General features: G+C 39.4%; 15 protein-coding genes. 9 read left to right on the forward strand and 6 right to left on the reverse strand.

What is annotated here, in order from left to right:
* Window positions 1-167 precede the first annotated feature (167 nt).
* The 3 genes from sucC to H5232_RS11485 all read left to right on the forward strand — a co-directional run bounded on the left by sucC (window position 168) and on the right by H5232_RS11485 (window position 4,271).
* Window positions 168-1,334, forward strand: coding sequence for an ADP-forming succinate--CoA ligase subunit beta (gene sucC / locus H5232_RS11475; RefSeq protein WP_145233868.1), 1,167 nt, complete (start codon window positions 168-170; stop codon window positions 1,332-1,334).
* Window positions 1,334-2,206 carry a succinate--CoA ligase subunit alpha gene (sucD, locus tag H5232_RS11480; RefSeq protein WP_145233870.1) on the forward strand — a complete coding sequence of 291 codons (873 nt, stop codon included), beginning with the start codon at window positions 1,334-1,336 and terminating at the stop codon, window positions 2,204-2,206. Before sucC ends, sucD begins: the two co-directional genes overlap by 1 nt.
* A gap of 217 nt (window positions 2,207-2,423) precedes the next feature.
* Window positions 2,424-4,271, forward strand: coding sequence for a diguanylate cyclase (locus H5232_RS11485; RefSeq protein WP_182739262.1), 1,848 nt, complete (start codon window positions 2,424-2,426; stop codon window positions 4,269-4,271).
* A gap of 42 nt (window positions 4,272-4,313) precedes the next feature.
* Here the strand turns inward: H5232_RS11485 and H5232_RS11490 are convergent, their stop codons facing one another.
* Window positions 4,314-5,384, reverse strand: a complete 1,071-nt coding sequence (locus H5232_RS11490; protein ID WP_182830915.1) for a DUF3083 family protein — start codon at window positions 5,382-5,384, stop codon at window positions 4,314-4,316.
* A 511-nt stretch (window positions 5,385-5,895) separates the two neighbouring features.
* Here H5232_RS11490 and glnS point away from each other — a divergent pair.
* Window positions 5,896-7,557 carry a glutamine--tRNA ligase gene (glnS, locus tag H5232_RS11495; RefSeq protein ID WP_145233878.1) on the forward strand — a complete coding sequence of 554 codons (1,662 nt, stop codon included), beginning with the start codon at window positions 5,896-5,898 and terminating at the stop codon, window positions 7,555-7,557.
* A gap of 91 nt (window positions 7,558-7,648) precedes the next feature.
* Here the strand turns inward: glnS and fur are convergent, their stop codons facing one another.
* The 5 genes from fur to H5232_RS11520 form a co-directional block, all read right to left on the reverse strand.
* Window positions 7,649-8,089: a ferric iron uptake transcriptional regulator gene (fur, locus tag H5232_RS11500; RefSeq protein WP_145233880.1), complete on the reverse strand. Its 441-nt coding sequence runs from the start codon at window positions 8,087-8,089 to the stop codon at window positions 7,649-7,651.
* A 186-nt stretch (window positions 8,090-8,275) separates the two neighbouring features.
* Window positions 8,276-8,803, reverse strand: a complete 528-nt coding sequence (gene fldA, locus H5232_RS11505) for a flavodoxin FldA (RefSeq protein WP_145233882.1) — start codon at window positions 8,801-8,803, stop codon at window positions 8,276-8,278.
* Window positions 8,804-8,817: 14 nt separating this feature from the next.
* A complete protein-coding gene (gene ybfE / locus H5232_RS11510) occupies window positions 8,818-9,096 on the reverse strand; it encodes a LexA regulated protein (RefSeq protein ID WP_016709654.1) in 279 nt (92 codons plus the stop codon).
* Between the two features lie 2 nt (window positions 9,097-9,098).
* A complete protein-coding gene (locus tag H5232_RS11515) occupies window positions 9,099-9,320 on the reverse strand; it encodes a DUF2788 domain-containing protein (protein ID WP_054204660.1) in 222 nt (73 codons plus the stop codon).
* Window positions 9,321-9,419: 99 nt separating this feature from the next.
* Window positions 9,420-10,184, reverse strand: coding sequence for an alpha/beta fold hydrolase (locus H5232_RS11520; protein ID WP_182739278.1), 765 nt, complete (start codon window positions 10,182-10,184; stop codon window positions 9,420-9,422).
* 141 nt (window positions 10,185-10,325) lie between these two features.
* Here H5232_RS11520 and seqA point away from each other — a divergent pair, with 141 nt between their 5' ends.
* From seqA to H5232_RS11545, 5 genes are all read left to right on the forward strand, one after another.
* Window positions 10,326-10,910, forward strand: coding sequence for a replication initiation negative regulator SeqA (gene seqA / locus H5232_RS11525; RefSeq protein WP_182717858.1), 585 nt, complete (start codon window positions 10,326-10,328; stop codon window positions 10,908-10,910).
* Window positions 10,911-10,920: 10 nt separating this feature from the next.
* A complete protein-coding gene (gene pgm, locus H5232_RS11530; protein ID WP_182761325.1) occupies window positions 10,921-12,558 on the forward strand; it encodes a phosphoglucomutase (alpha-D-glucose-1,6-bisphosphate-dependent) in 1,638 nt (545 codons plus the stop codon).
* An 84-nt stretch (window positions 12,559-12,642) separates the two neighbouring features.
* On the forward strand, window positions 12,643-13,695 hold the full coding sequence (gene astE / locus H5232_RS11535; protein ID WP_145233889.1) for a succinylglutamate desuccinylase: 1,053 nt from the start codon (window positions 12,643-12,645) through the stop codon (window positions 13,693-13,695).
* Window positions 13,696-13,956: 261 nt separating this feature from the next.
* Window positions 13,957-15,171 carry a thiamine pyrophosphate-dependent dehydrogenase E1 component subunit alpha gene (locus H5232_RS11540; protein ID WP_182783667.1) on the forward strand — a complete coding sequence of 405 codons (1,215 nt, stop codon included), beginning with the start codon at window positions 13,957-13,959 and terminating at the stop codon, window positions 15,169-15,171.
* Window positions 15,171-16,148, forward strand: coding sequence for an alpha-ketoacid dehydrogenase subunit beta (locus H5232_RS11545; protein ID WP_145233893.1), 978 nt, complete (start codon window positions 15,171-15,173; stop codon window positions 16,146-16,148). Before H5232_RS11540 ends, H5232_RS11545 begins: the two co-directional genes overlap by 1 nt.
* The last annotated feature ends 5 nt before the right edge of the window (window positions 16,149-16,153 follow it).

A 16,153-nucleotide genomic window follows, 5' to 3' on the forward strand; every position in this document is an offset into this window, starting at 1 on the left:
ATAAAATATAAGCTGTGAGTCATATTCACAGCTTTTTTTTTGCGCCTTTGGTCGTACTGGGGTTTTCATGTTAAGCCTTGGGATCTATACTAGGTGCGCAATTTGGGATAGCTGTCTATTTATAAAAATAGTCAGCTCTTTTAGTATAAAAAATTGGATAAAGCATCATGAATTTGCATGAGTATCAGGCAAAACAACTTTTTGCCGAATATGGTTTACCAGTTTCTCAAGGTTTCGCTTGCGATACACCTGAAGAAGCTGCAGCAGCTGCTGAGAAAATCGGCGGTGATATGTGGGTTGTTAAAACTCAGGTTCACGCAGGTGGACGTGGTAAAGCTGGCGGTGTAAAGCTAGTTAAAACTATCGACGAAGTTAAAGCGTTTGCAGCTAACTGGTTAGGTAAAAACCTAGTTACTTACCAAACAGACGAGAATGGTCAGCCAGTTGCTAAAATTTTAGTAGAAAGCTGTACTGATATCGCCAACGAATTGTACTTAGGTGCAGTTGTTGACCGTGCATCTCGCAAAGTTGTTTTCATGGCGTCTACTGAAGGCGGTGTTGAAATTGAAACTGTTGCTGAAGAAACACCAGAGCTTATCCACAAAGCAGAGATCGACCCATTAGTAGGTCCTCAAGCTTACCAAGCACGTGAACTAGGTTTTAAATTGGGTCTTAACCCAGTACAAATGAAACAGTTCGTACAGATCTTTATGGGTCTTGGTAAAATGTTTACTGATTTCGATTTCGCACTACTTGAAATCAACCCGCTTGTTATCACTGATGAAGGTAACCTTCACTGTCTTGACGGCAAGATCGGTATCGATGGTAATGCACTTTACCGTCAACCTAAAATGCGTGATTTCCACGATCCATCACAAGAAGATGCACGTGAAGCTCATGCAGCAAGTTTTGAACTTAACTACGTTGCATTAGACGGTAACGTTGGTTGTATGGTTAACGGTGCAGGCCTAGCAATGGGTACTATGGACATCGTAAACCTACACGGTGGCAAGCCTGCAAACTTCCTAGATGTTGGCGGCGGCGCGACTAAAGAACGTGTATCAGAAGCATTCAAAATCATTCTTTCTGATGACAACGTTAAAGCCGTTTTAGTTAACATCTTCGGTGGTATCGTTCGTTGTGACATGATCGCTGAAGGCATCATTGGTGCAGTTAAAGAAGTTGGCGTAAACGTACCAGTAGTTGTACGTTTAGAAGGTACTAACGCTGAGCTAGGTCGTGAAGTTCTTAAGAACTCTGGTCTAGATATCATTGCTGCTGAATCACTAACAGACGCGGCTGAAAAAGTTGTTGCTGCTGCGGAGGGCAAATAATGTCTGTATTAATCAATAAAGATACAAAAGTTATCTGTCAAGGTTTCACCGGTGGCCAAGGTACTTTCCACTCTGAGCAAGCGCTTGAGTACGGTACACAAATGGTTGGTGGTGTAAGCCCAGGTAAAGGCGGTCAAACGCACCTTGGTCTTCCAGTATTTAACACTGTACGTGATGCTGTAGAAGCAACTGGCGCAACTGCATCAGTTATCTATGTACCAGCACCTTTTTGTAAAGATGCTATCTTAGAAGCAATCGATGCGGGCATCGAGCTAATCGTTTGTATCACTGAAGGTATCCCTACACTTGATATGGTTGACGTTAAAGTTAAACTAGATCAAACAGGTACTCGTATGATCGGTCCTAACTGTCCAGGTGTTATCACTCCTGGTGAGACTAAGATTGGTATCATGCCTGGTCACATCCACAAACCTGGTAAAGTAGGTATTGTTTCTCGCTCTGGTACTTTAACGTACGAAGCTGTTAAACAAACTACAGATGCAGGTTTCGGTCAGTCTACCTGTGTTGGTATTGGTGGCGACCCAATTCCTGGTACTAACTTTATCGACGTTTTAGAAATGTTCGAAAAAGATCCACAAACTGAAGCGATCGTAATGATCGGTGAAATCGGTGGTACTGCAGAAGAAGAAGCTGCAGAGTACATCAAAGCTAACGTTACTAAGCCTGTTGTTTCTTACATTGCTGGTGTTACTGCACCAGAAGGTAAGCGTATGGGTCACGCTGGCGCAATCATCGCTGGTGGTAAAGGTACTGCTGATGAGAAATTTGCTGCATTAGAAGCTGCGGGCGTAAAAACTGTACGTTCACTTGCTGATATCGGTAAAGCACTTAAAGAAAAAACTGGCTGGTAATAACCCGCTATGTTTTGAAAAAAAGGCTCACTTAGTGAGCCTTTTTTATTGTCATTATTCATAAAGTATTATGTCTAGATAATGATAAATTTCAGAATCTTTAGCTGTTTATTTAATAATAAAAATCAATAGCTTGTTTCAATAAAATCTACTGGTAATAATCAAAACTGCCGTTATAATGTGCGATTGCTTTTTATCATTGGAAGATCTAGCAGTAATGCGAATAATTTATTTTACAGTCTACCTTGTATGCTTTTGTTGCTCTTTCAATTTATTTTCATCTACTTCATTTCGTACCGCATTTTTAGTAACCGAACAACGCGCATTAGCTGAACCAAATCAGTTGATCGAAGAATTAGTTCTTACACAAGCAGCTCAGGGTATTTCTACCACTGAACACGCTTATAATAATACTTTGTTAGCACGGCTGTATTTATTTAAAGGTGATATCGCACGTTCACAAAGTTACTTTGAACTTGCCCAACAACAACTGCCTAAAGACGATGATTGGATCCAAGGTTATTGGTTAATGTATCGGAGTGTTTTTTCTTTAGAAGAAGGGCTGTTACCTGAAAGTATTAAACAAATCCGCTTAGCACAAAATGCCTTTACTCAAGCAAACGATTTAGAGATGTTGGTACAAGCTGAGTCTATTGAAGGAGCTCTGTTGCTCTGGCAAGAGGAATACCCTAAAGCAATAGAAATTATCGAAAATGCCTACATTGAAGCGAAAACTACGAATATGTCATCAACTACCATGCTTTATGTTTATGATAGTTTAGCGGCATATTATTCGACCATGTCACTATTTGAGAAAGGTGAGCAATATGCAGTTTTGGCGCGCGATATCGCCAGCAAAAACGGCGATGTTGTCAATGGTTTGCCTGTTATCTATATCTTATGCATGACATATGAGCGCGCTGAAAAACTTGATTCAGCGGCGGCTTGTTATGAAGAAATGATAATGTTATCAGCAATGGTAAAAGCACCGCGCTATCTTTTTTTGGCACCAGCTGGTAAGGCAAATGTCGCTCTGAAGCAAAAAAAATATTCGCAAGCGTTGCAACTACTATACTTGGCTAAAAGTTATGTCAATAAAGTGATTGTAAATCCAGCGCATATAATTGCGTTAAATAATGGATTTGCTAAAACTTTCTTAGCATTACAGCAACCAGAGCAAGCACTTGAATATATTCAAGCATCAGAGTTATTGTTGACTGATTACGATAGGCCGCTTAATAACCGTTACAGCCGTAATACACTTAGCTTAAAGGCGCAAAGCCTAGAACAATTAGGTCGTTTTGCAGAGGCTACTAATGCACTGAAGTTATTGATTAAGCTTACAGAGCAAGCAAAAGAAACAACGCAGCAGAAACTCGAGCAAGAAGCACGCTCACGATTTGAATCTACTCAACAAGATATCAAATTGCAGTTGGCTGAAGAGAAATTAAAATACCAACAAATTACTTTAGATAAGTTAGCTAAAGAAGGACAGTTACAAGCAGCCTATTCTGTTATTGGTATATTAGCGATATTAAGCATTACAATTTTCGCATTAAATCAACGCAAAGCATATTTACGAAGCCAACGCAGAGCAAATACAGATCCACTCACTGGAGCTCATAACCGTCGCTATATTCTCGATTTTATTGCATCGCAACTTATCGGGAAGCAACAAAACTTTTCAGTTTCAATTTTAGATATTGATCATTTTAAACAAGTAAATGATCAATATGGTCATGATATCGGTGATCAAGCCCTAATTGCTTTTAGCGCGTTACTTACTGAGCAGTTAGCTGATACTGAGTATCAATTTGCTCGCTTTGGTGGTGAAGAGTTTATTGTGGTAATGCCAAACTTAACACTTGCACAAGGGCATGATTTTATCGGTAACTTATGCATTTGTTTAAAATCGTTAAGCTTGACCGATAAAAAAATCACTTTAACAAGCAGTGCTGGGGTCGCACAAATGCAGCCAGGATTAGCCCTTAATACATTATTAAAAGTTGCTGACACAAACCTTTACCATGCTAAAAATACTGGCAGGGATAAGGTCTGTAGTTAACATGAACTCAGCTTAAGGGGGTCATTATCGACAAGCTCGCTATTATAGATAATGATTGATATGTTGAAAAAATCGCACAGTGATATCTTGGCGCTCTTTATTAATAGATAATGGTTCGATGAGTGTACGGATCACACTTTCAACTTGATTCATAAACCGACCGTGGCCAATTCCTTGTTCGTCTTTTTCACTGGCAACAATAACAAAATGCAGTGAATCTACTAGCTTTTCATCATGCCAATAATGACTGTATTGCGTTTTTTGATCGTCGGTTGAAAAACTTAGCTTTTGCAATTCATGATTGCCATCGTTGTTATCAGTCTTACTGTTTCTAATTATTGGCATCGTACCATTTGCTATCATCGCCGCTAAATGTAAATTTTTGGCGGCGCATTGCTTAATAAATGCGTCATAAAAGTGCTGGTAAAACTCTGTGAATGTTGGCTTATTAAGTAAATGATGAAACTGAGTTTTAATAGTACGTGTTATTGGGATCGCAAATGTCGTATAGGTCATCTCATTATGTTCTGCAGGGAGTGTACAATGGCGGCTTTGGTAGCGAGGGTAGAGTCCTCTGAGTTTATAACCGTAGCTTTCTTTACATCCTTTCGCTTTGGCGAACAAGTCATAGGTTAAATGTTGATGATCACGCACTTTTATTGCTGCTTCATCGATCAATAATGTGCTTTGTAGGTATTCGAGTACTTTTTTAACCCGAGTATGGAATATGGCAGCATTCGCACGCAAGTCTTCACCAGTAGCAAGGAAGAGTAAGCGAATTTTTTTACTGGGTTTGCTGCTGTCGTAAATGCATTTATGCGCTTCATGGTAACGCGGGTTATAAAAGAATAAAATTTGTTTTTCTGTTTGTAAACAATACGACTCTTCATGAAACCTAACAACGGGGAGCTTATCGTTTGCTATCAAATGTACATTGTGTAGCTCGTATTCATCACATGAAGAGAATAGCTGTCGTGCTAAACGTTCATAACATTGCTGTATATTACTAAAACGTGCGTATAAATCGGCACTGGGTACGAACTCCGCTAAGATATATTGGTTTGCGCGTGCAGTAGTTGGGATATAAACGCGATGCTGTGAAAGTGAAGCCATTATTTTCTCCTTAAAAGAATTACTTTAATGACGTCACTGTAGCTTGGTTGAATGACTGTTTTATTGCGCTAGAACAATTTATCGTCATTAAGAGATTAAATAACAACCCAGGCGTGGTTCTTTAGCTAGTATTTTCCGCTAAGCACACAATATGTAATAAACCCGCATCTATTACTGTATGTTAAAGTTTGTTTTTATAATATACCCAAACCACCTCAATATGCAGAATTCAGCGTTTCACAGGGGCTTAATATCAAGGCGTTACTTTGCAACAATGGCAGTCCCTTTTAAGAAGTAACAACGATGAGAGTAAGTGCCTGCGAAACGCCCAACGGGTTGGTTTAAAAACGATTTATACTGCGTTATTGATTTTACCAATAGAACCACTATTATTTGCAATCAATGCCTTGCCTAAATCGCTTTTAATTCCAACTGAAACTCGCATCTTGGGGTGGTTTGGGTATAATGCAGTAGTTTTGTCACCATGCACTATTGTGAGGATTGTATTCCTATGGCGGAAATTGAGAATCGCCCAAGTAACTTTATAAGAACCCGTATTGATGAAGATTTAGCATCAGGTAAACATGCGTCTACACATACTCGTTTTCCACCAGAGCCAAATGGTTTTTTACATATTGGTCATGCTAAATCAATTTGTTTAAATTTTGGTATTGCGCAAGACTACAGTGGTCAATGTAATTTACGTTTTGATGATACTAACCCTGAAAAAGAAGATATTAACTACGTTAATTCAATCAAAGAAGATGTTCAGTGGTTAGGTTTTAACTGGGATGGTGAAATAAAGTATTCGTCAAATTATTTTGATACTTTGTATGACTATGCTGTAGAGCTTATTAATAAAGGCTTAGCCTATGTGTGCTTTTTAACAGCTGATCAAGCGCGTGAATATCGCGGCACGTTAAAAGAGCCTGGTAAAAATAGTCCAACCCGTGATACTAGTCCTTCAGAAAACCTAGCACTATTTGAAAAAATGCGTGCTGGTGAATTTAAAGAAGGCGAGTGTGTATTACGCGCAAAAATCGATATGGCCAGCTCATTTATGGTGCTGCGTGATCCTATTATTTATCGTGTGCGTTTTGCTCATCATCATCAAACCGGTGATAAATGGTGTATTTACCCAATGTATGACTTTACGCACTGTATCTCAGATGCGCTAGAGGGCATTACCCATTCATTGTGTACACTTGAATTTCAAGATAACCGCCGTTTATATGATTGGGTGTTAGATAACATCAGTCTTGAATGTCATCCACAACAAATTGAGTTTTCAAGGTTAAACCTTGAATACACTATAATGTCAAAGCGTAAGCTAAATGATTTAGTGGTCAATGAGTATGTTGAAGGGTGGGATGATCCGCGTATGCCTACCATTGCAGGTCTGCGCCGTCGTGGTTATACACCAGCATCAATTCGTGAATTTTGCTTACGTATTGGCGTAACCAAACAAGAAAACATGGTTGAAATGGGCATGCTTGAAGCCTGTATCCGTGAAGACTTAAACGAACATGCTCCACGTGCCATGGCCGTTCTCGATCCGGTTAAAATCATCATTGAAAACTATGCTGTTGATACCGTTGAAACCTTATCAATTGCAAATCATCCAAATGATGAAAGTATGGGTCGTCGTGATGTTCCGTTCACCCGTGAAATTTATATTGAACGTGAAGACTTCAAAGAAGAAGCAAATAACAAATTCAAGCGCTTAGTACTTGATAAAGAAGTTCGATTACGTGGTGCTTATGTTATTAAAGCAGAGCGTGTTGAAAAAGACGAAAATGGCGAAATAACCACGATTTTTTGTAGCTATGATCCACAAACGCTGGGCAAAAATCCAACTGATGGACGTAAAGTGAAGGGCGTTATCCACTGGGTGTCAGCCAGTGAGTCAATCACCGCAGAAGTTCGTTTATATGATCGGTTATTCAGCGTACCAAATCCTGCAGCAGCTGAAGACTTTGCAACAACTTTAAATCCTGATTCATTAGTGGTTTTAGCAAATGCAAAACTTGAGCCATCACTTGCTAATGCAGAGCCTGCACAAGGTTTTCAATTTGAACGTACAGGGTACTTCAGCCGTGATACTAAGTCAGAGAACATTGTATTTAACCAAACAGTTGGTTTACGTGATTCTTGGACTAAAACACAGCAGTAGTTTTTTATCCCTTCGCTCAAAGGCGAGGGGATAAAAGTAACAGACATAAAAAAACCTGCAATTTGCAGGTTTTTTTTATTCAGCTAATAAATTATTGGCTATCAGCAAATGCTTTACATGCTGCAGTGTCAGTACACTCGCCATACAGATAAAGAGAGTGGTTGGTTAATTTAATACCATTTTCTTCTGAAATTTCAAGTTGACGACGTTCAATCATTTCATCTTCAAATTCAACAACTTTACCACATTTTAAACATACTAGGTGATCATGGTGTGTGCTACCAGAGAGTTCAAATACAGACTTACCGCCTTCAAAATGGTGACGGCTAACAATACCCGCATCATCAAATTGGTTAAGTACGCGGTACACAGTAGCAAGGCCAATTTCTTCACCTAGGTCCAAAAGAATTTTGTAAACATCTTCAGCGCTGATGTGTTGGTTATCTGGAGATTGTAAAATCTCTAAAATTTTAATACGCGGCAAAGTTACTTTTAAGCCGGCTTTTTTTAATTCCAAGTTATGATCAGTCATTAAATCTGTCTCAATTATATTTGGTTATACTAGACACCTTACAAAGATGTACACGACACATTAGCAACGATAAGAATAACGTGCCTAGTCATTAAGTGCAAAGATCAATTGCTAGAAATACTTATAAAATGTGTAATAGGAAAACGAACGTCATTATTTTATACGATTACTAGCAATAAAGTGCATTTAATCAGCAAGTTCACTTAAACACATTTCTTCATAAACTTGTGCTGACCATGCTTTTACACGTTGTTCAGTAAGCTCTGGTTGACGGTCTTCATCAATGCCTAAACCAACAAAATGGTTGTCATCAGCCATGCCTTTCGAGGCTTCAAAATCATACCCTTGTGTTGGCCAATGACCCACAACAATAGCGCCACGCTCAGTAACGATGTCATTGATCATACCCATCGCATCAAGGAAGTATTCAGCGTAGTCTTCTTGATCGCCACAGCCAAAAATAGCCACAAGCTTGCCTTCAAAATCAACTTCTTCTAATTCAGGGAAAAAGTCATCCCAATCACATTGTGCTTCACCATAATACCAAGTAGGAATGCCAAATAAGATTAAATCAAATTCTGCGATCTGTTCTTTTGAACTTTTAGCAATATCATGCACAGCCACTAACTTTTTACCCAATTCTTTTTGGATCATTTTAGCTACGTGTTCTGTGTTACCTGTGTCACTTCCGAAAAAAATACCTACACTTGCCATGGATTTAAAACCTTTTATCTATCAATAGCCAATCTTTCTTGTAAAATAGTTTCAATCAGCGCACTGCGGCTAATATTTTGTGCATCGGCCATATCGCTTAACGCTTGATATAACTGCGATGAAACTTTAAATTCGACACGCTTTAAACCACGTGCTTTATCTCTTTTTATTTGATTACGTTTATTTACCTTTAACTGAACCTCCCTTGGTAGGGGATTCGTTTTTGGTCTGCCGGGGCGTTTTTCGTATTCAAATAAATCGAGCGTTGTTCTATCTGTTTCAGACTTAGCCATGGTTAACCCACACCCGCACCTTGCCAAAAAACTTGAATAAGTCCTTTAGCGATAAAACCAGAACACCCTAAAAATAGCACAAGCCATACTACATAACGGCCAAATTTAGGCACATTACCTTTTTTTAGTACGTCTTGGATAGCCATACCGATAAAAAAGAACACACCGGCTAAGCCAAAGTACAACCCAAGGGTATCAAATTCGTTAATTAACTGACTGACCATCAACGTATAACCTTTAAATTAAACGGCGCGTACTATAGCATATAAAATTGTAATAATTTAGTGCGCTAAGTCAAAAATACGAGATTAAATTTTGCTTTATTAAGCCATTAAAAAATCATTGATAGACTTATTAACCGCCATTGGTTTTTGGGCATGCAACCAATGACCTGCGCCATGAATAATTTTTGCTTTTGCGTTGCTAAATTGAGCCATAATAGCTTCACGATATTCAGGCAATATATAATCAGAATCGTTCCCTTTGATAAATAAAGTATCGCATAAACAAGAATCATTTGCTTTAATATTTGCTAAAATATTGCGATATTTTTCACTTAGGGTAGTCAAATTAAAGCGCCACTGCAGTTCACCAAGTTCGTTTTTCGCATAGCTTTTTAGCAAAAACTGGCGAACACCTAATTCAGGTATTAGCTGCGTCATTAATTTATCCGCTTCTTTGCGGTCATTAATAGCATGGCTTTTTACCAGCTTTAATGCCGCAATGATATCATCATGACGACTTTGATATGCAACAGGAGCGATATCTAATACTACGAGCTTATTTACTGAGCTTGGATTAATATGTGCTATTTGCATAGCAACTTTCCCGCCCATAGAATGACCGACTAAATGGGCTTTATCAATACTTAAATGGTCCATTAAGGCGAGTACGTCGTCAGCCATTGCCGAGTAATCCATAATATCACTGTGTGGTGAACGGCCATGGTTACGTAAATCAAGATTCGTTACTGTAAAATTTTCTGCCAATGCATTGGCTATAACATTTAAATTTTCCAGTGAACCAAACAATCCATGGATCAAAATTACATGCGGCCCTTGGCCAGTTTGTTTGTAATTTAACAGCATCACAGTTTCCAAAAACAATTTCATAAAAGTGTGCCTAGTTTGCCTAGTGAAATAACAAATTGCAAAACATAGAGAATTAAATCAGGTTTGGGTATAATCAGCATGGATGAAAAAAATGTGACCCGTAACGACAGGAATAACATGAAAAAAATTGACATAGACGACGAGTTATATCAATACATTGCAAGTAACACTCAAAGTATAGGCGAAAGCGCCTCAACTATTTTACGTCGTTTATTAAATATTCACGGCGAAAATGATTTAGCCGCGCAAGAAAAACCAGAACAGCCCGTCACGCATGAGGTTGCAAAGACGACTCAAACAACTGAACACACCTCATCGACCGAGAATAAAAAGTCAGCCGCTGTCACACCATTGACACAAGCGCATGCCAGTGTTTTTAATATACTCAATAAAGAAGAGTTGGCGATGCAAAAAGGCGTAGTAGGGCGCTTTTTGTTTATTTTATCTGCTTTACATAGAACTCATAAAACTGATTTTTCAGCGGTATTGGATGTGCAAGGGCGTGATCGCGTTTACTTCGCAACCAGCAAAGAAGCGTTAGTAAACAGTGGCAGCAGTATGAATCCAAAAAACATTACCGACAGTGAATACTGGGTAATGACCAACTCAAATACTACCCGTAAGAAAATGATGCTACACGAAGTGGCACTTGGCTTAGGCTATAGTGCTGAACAAGCTGAAAAAATTCGAGACTACTTATAAAGGAAATGTAATGGCGATTCATTCCGGTGCAGGGAAACCTGCAACACAATCAGATTTAGTAAATGTACCAAAATTAGTGTCTGCTTATTATTTAAATGAACCCGATCTAGAGCAAAACCCTGAACATTGTGTTGCTTTTGGTACTTCAGGGCACCGAGGTTGTTCATATGATGTGAAATTCAATGAATCTCACATTCTCGCCATTACTCAAGCAATTTGTGATTACCGAAAACAAAATAATATTTTTGGACCGCTATTCTTAGGTAAGGATACGCACGCGTTAAGTGAGGCGGCTTACAATTCAGCGATTGAAGTGCTTGTTGCTAACGAAGTACAAGTGATCACGCAAGAAAACGACGATTTTACACCTACACCGGTGATTAGCCACGCGGTCGTGTGTCATAACAAATTACATCCTCATGAATTAGCTGACGGTATTGTTGTTACACCTTCACATAATCCTCCAGAAGACGGCGGTTTTAAATATAACCCACCTAATGGTGGCCCGGCAGATACTGACGTTACTAAGTGGATAGAAGACAGAGCAAATCAACTACTACTAGAAGATTTAGTTGAAGTTGAGCTATTCCCATTTGCAAAAGCAGCCCGTTCAGGTTTTATTAAATACCAAGATTTAATGACTCCTTATATTGAAGATCTGATTAATGTTGTTGATGTAAAAGCGATTGCAAAAGCAAATATTAAAGTGGGTATTGATCCGCTCGGTGGTTCAGGGATCAACTTTTGGCCTATTATCGCCGAAAAATTTGCTTTAGATTTAACAATCGTCAATGAAAGTGTCGATCCGCGCTTTGCATTTATGCCACTTGATAAAGATGGCAAAATTCGTATGGATTGCTCATCACCTTATGCGATGGCAAACTTAATCGCCCTTAAAGATGATTTTGATATAAGCATTGGCAATGATCCTGACTATGATCGCCATGGTATTGTAACTCCTGACGGCTTAATGAATCCTAATCACTTTTTAGCGGTTGCCATTGATTACTTATTAAATCATCGTGATTGGTCCAAAGGCGTTGAAATTGGCAAGACACTTGTTTCAAGTGCGATGATTGACCGAGTAGTTGCCCGTAATAATCGTCAAGTGCGAGAAGTACCTGTTGGTTTTAAATGGTTTGTCGAAGGGCTAAGTACTGGAACACTCGCGTTTGGCGGTGAAGAAAGTGCCGGGGCATCATTCCTTCGTTTTGACGGTACAGTATGGAATACCGACAAAGACGGTTTCATCATGGGATTATTAGCCGCGGAAATTTTAGCTGTAACAGGAAAAACCCCATCAGCACTTTATAAAGAGCTTGAGCTCGAATTTGGTGCGCCTATATACAAACGTATAGATGCGCCTGCAAGTTCTGCCCAAAAAGAGCGACTTAAAGGGCTAAGTGCGAAAGATGTTACGGCAGATACACTTGCGGGCGAGCCTATTTTACAAAAGCTAACTCATGCGCCTGGAAATAATGCCGCAATTGGTGGTTTAAAAGTAGTTACTGAAAACGGCTGGTTTGCAGCGCGTCCATCAGGTACTGAAGACATTTATAAAATTTACCTTGAATCATTCAAAGGTGAAGAACATTTAGCGCTATTAGAAAAAGAAGCCAAGAAGTTGGTTGATTCAGTGATTAGTTAATAACGCTTAGACTATTTTATAACGGCTGATTTATTCAGCCGTTTTTGTTTCTCATTTGCATAATAATATGAAGGCATTTGGATTATGACAGCCAACTCAGAGTATTTAAACGAATTACAACAGCAAGGCGATTTTTTAACTCTCAGCCGTAATAATGAATGGCACTTAGCACCGAGTGCTTTTACTTTAAGTAATGGTACCACTGTAACTATTCATGACACCGGCGTTATAGAGTTTCAACCAAAATGCGCTACTACAATCGATGTGGTACTTTCAAGTGCGATCCATGGTAATGAAACAGCACCTATTGAAATTTGCGATGAATTAATTAAGCGTATTATCTTAGGCGATTTACAACTAGCACAGCGTGTACTGTTTATTTTTGGTAACCCGCAATCAATTAATATTGACAAGCGTTTTGTTGAAGAAAATCTAAACCGTTTATTTAATGGTCATCACACTGTCGAAGGTGTAAAGATGAATAATGAGCGCACACGAGCGGCCAAGCTTGAACAATATGTTAGTGACTTTTATCAACGCGGCGGTCAGCAGCGAGAGCGCTGTCATTACGATTTACACACTGCTATTCGTGGTTCAAAAAATGATAAATTTGCTGTATATCCATTTTTGCATGGTAAACCGTGGAAAAAGTCGCAACTACAGTTTTTATTAAGCTGTGGAGTAAATACGGTGCTAATGATGAAATCACCAGCCACCACTTTTAGTTACTATTCTTCTTTTGTTCATGGTGCAGATTCATTTACCGTTGAACTTGGTCAAGTAAAACCGTTTGGTGAAAATGATATGAGTCGTTTTGCGAAAACCAAAGCGACCCTAATCGCATTAATTAGCCAAAAAGAAGTGATATATAAAGAATTTGATGCAAGTGACTTTGAGTTATTTGCTGTGCACCGATCAATCAATCGCACTGAACACGATTTTTCGTTTCCTTTTTCGGATGATGCCGAGAATTTTACCGGGTTTAGCAAAGGTGATTTACTCGCAACGGATGGTCAGACCTGTTATTACGCAGATGTTGAAGGCGAAGCAATTATATTTCCTAATGCCGATGTTGCCCTTGGACAACGTGCATTATTAACGGTAATACCATTACAACTGACTGATAATATTATTTAATTTGTTGCTTTGCAGGTCAGCTCAAATCGTTAACTATATGATTGTATATACTTTATGCTCTTGTATAGTTAACTTTCCAATGCCACTGTCGCCAATTAACTTTGTTTCGTCTATGATTAGTTGAATAACACTTTACGTTAACGTAAAGTGTTAGCAGCTTTAATTTAAATACAGTACAGTTTCTGCAAAGTTTATCCTGCAGAGCACAGCCAATAATAACAACTGACTTGTACTGTTTACGACAACAAAAGAAGGTAGGTTATGAGCAATCCAAATAACGTATCGCTGAATATTAGTCATGCTCTCTCATTTATTGACGGTCATGCCTTAAATATTCCGACCTTGAGTATTTTAAACGAGGATGGCGATATCCACGACGGTGCAACAGCCCCCGATATTGATGAAAGTACTGCGCTGCGCTTGTATGAAACAATGCGTTTTATTCGTGCACTTGATGAGCGTATGCAAGCTGCTCAACGCCAAGGCCGGGTAAGCTTTTACATGCAATGTTTAGGCGAAGAGGCGGCAGTGACAGCGTCTGCTGCGGCACTTGATCAAGACGATATGATCATGGCGCAATACCGTGAGCAGGCTGCACTTCATTACCGTGGCTTCACACTTGATCAGTTTATGAATCAAATGTTTTCAAATGAGTTGGATTTAGGTAAAGGTCGCCAAATGCCAATTCACTACGGTTCAAGTGCACTTAATTACATGACTATCTCATCGCCGCTAGGCACTCAAATACCGCAAGCAACAGGTTACGCGTACGGCCAAAAAATTAAACACATAGATGCAAAATCAGGTGAGCTAAGCTCAACGATAGATAACATAACTATCTGTTACTTTGGCGAAGGGGCTGCTTCAGAAGGAGACTTCCATGCTGGTTTAAATATGGCCGCAGTGCATAAGTCACCGGTTATATTTTTTGCTCGCAATAACGGTTATGCGATTTCAACCCCTGCGGATGAGCAATTTAAGGGCGACGGCATCGCTTCTCGTGGCGTAGGTTATGGTATTAAAACGATTCGTGTTGATGGTGCTGATGCACTTGCTGTTTATGCCGCAACTAAAAAAGCCCGTGAACTTGCCACTAAAACAGGTGAGCCGATTTTAATTGAATCGATTGCATATCGCCTTGGCGCGCATTCTACATCAGATGATCCTAGTGGCTATCGTTCAAAAGACGAAGAAGCAAATTATCAATCTTGTCCAATCGAACGTTTTCGCAAATGGTTAATTAAGCAAAACTGGCTTAATGAAGAAGAAGACAATAAAGCCAAAGAGCAAATTCGTGATGATATCCTAGCCGCATTAAAACGCGCTGAAGTGATTGCAAAACCGGCCTTAGAAGAGTTGGTGTCGGATGTATATGATACACCGATCCCTTCTTTGCAACGTCAATACGAGCAATTGAAAACGCATATCAAGCAACACCCCGATGCTTACCCAGTGACTGCAGGGAGAATTAAGTAATGGCTAAAATGAATATGTTACATGCGATTAATTCAGCCCTTGATATAACCATGGCTGAACATCCGCAAGCGTGTATTTTTGGTGAAGATGTTGGCTATTTTGGCGGCGTATTTCGCGCAACGTCTGGACTACAAGAGAAATATGGTCAGCACCGTGTATTTAATACACCATTAACCGAACAAGGGATCATGGGTTTTGCTAATGGCTTAGCAGCGTTTGGCGCACCAGCACTTGCTGAAATTCAATTTGCCGATTATATATTTCCAGCCTTTGACCAAATAGTAAATGAGTCTGCTAAATTTCGTTATCGTAGCGGTAACGAGTTTAATGTTGGCAACCTGACTATCCGTACTCCTTACGGTGGTGGTATTGCCGGTGGTTTATATCATTCGCAATCACCTGAAGCTTATTTTGCACATACCCCGGGACTTAAGATTGTTGTCCCTCGCAACCCTTACCAAGCAAAGGGCTTATTACGTGCTGCAATTAAAGATGATAATCCAGTTATTTTCTTTGAGCCTAAACGTTTATATCGTGCATCAACGGGTGAAGTTCCTGAACAAGATTACAGCATTGAACTGGGTAAAGCTGAAATAGTTAGTGAAGGTACGGATGTAACACTACTTGCTTGGGGCGCACAGATGGAAATCATCGAAGATGCTGCAAAACGTGCAAGTGAGCAAGGTATTAGTTGTGAAGTGATTGATCTACGCAGTATTTTACCATGGGATATGGAAACGATTGTTAACTCAGTGACAAAAACAGGGCGACTTATTGTTAGCCATGAAGCACCAATCACTAATGGTTTTGGTGCAGAAATTGCGGCGACAATCCAACAAGAATGTTTTTTGCATTTAGAATCACCTATCTTACGTGTTTGCGGCTTAGATACTCCGTATCCATTAGCGCTTGAAAAAGAATATGTACCTGATGCGTTGAAAGTGCTCGCAGCAATCAAGCAATCGGTCGAATTTTAGGAGTC

It is taken from the genome of Pseudoalteromonas sp. SG41-5, from assembly GCF_014164495.1.
GTDB classification, from domain to species: domain Bacteria; phylum Pseudomonadota; class Gammaproteobacteria; order Enterobacterales; family Alteromonadaceae; genus Pseudoalteromonas; species Pseudoalteromonas rhizosphaerae.

Bases quoted from the DNA above. Each gene is read 5' to 3' on its own strand.
- H5232_RS11485 (WP_182739262.1), top strand. From the start codon at position 2,424: ATGCGAATAATTTATTTTACAGTCTACCTTGTATGCTTTTGTTGCTCT.
- sucC (WP_145233868.1), top strand. From the start codon at position 168: ATGAATTTGCATGAGTATCAGGCAAAACAACTTTTTGCCGAATATGGT.
- H5232_RS11490 (WP_182830915.1), bottom strand. From the start codon at position 5,384: ATGGCTTCACTTTCACAGCATCGCGTTTATATCCCAACTACTGCACGC.
- seqA (WP_182717858.1), top strand. From the start codon at position 10,326: ATGAAAAAAATTGACATAGACGACGAGTTATATCAATACATTGCAAGT.
- H5232_RS11540 (WP_182783667.1), top strand. From the start codon at position 13,957: ATGAGCAATCCAAATAACGTATCGCTGAATATTAGTCATGCTCTCTCA.
- ybfE (WP_016709654.1), bottom strand. From the start codon at position 9,096: ATGGCTAAGTCTGAAACAGATAGAACAACGCTCGATTTATTTGAATAC.
- fldA (WP_145233882.1), bottom strand. From the start codon at position 8,803: ATGGCAAGTGTAGGTATTTTTTTCGGAAGTGACACAGGTAACACAGAA.
- H5232_RS11520 (WP_182739278.1), bottom strand. From the start codon at position 10,184: ATGCTGTTAAATTACAAACAAACTGGCCAAGGGCCGCATGTAATTTTG.
- pgm (WP_182761325.1), top strand. From the start codon at position 10,921: ATGGCGATTCATTCCGGTGCAGGGAAACCTGCAACACAATCAGATTTA.
- fur (WP_145233880.1), bottom strand. From the start codon at position 8,089: ATGACTGATCATAACTTGGAATTAAAAAAAGCCGGCTTAAAAGTAACT.
- H5232_RS11515 (WP_054204660.1), bottom strand. From the start codon at position 9,320: ATGGTCAGTCAGTTAATTAACGAATTTGATACCCTTGGGTTGTACTTT.
- H5232_RS11545 (WP_145233893.1), top strand. From the start codon at position 15,171: ATGGCTAAAATGAATATGTTACATGCGATTAATTCAGCCCTTGATATA.
- glnS (WP_145233878.1), top strand. From the start codon at position 5,896: ATGGCGGAAATTGAGAATCGCCCAAGTAACTTTATAAGAACCCGTATT.
- astE (WP_145233889.1), top strand. From the start codon at position 12,643: ATGACAGCCAACTCAGAGTATTTAAACGAATTACAACAGCAAGGCGAT.
- sucD (WP_145233870.1), top strand. From the start codon at position 1,334: ATGTCTGTATTAATCAATAAAGATACAAAAGTTATCTGTCAAGGTTTC.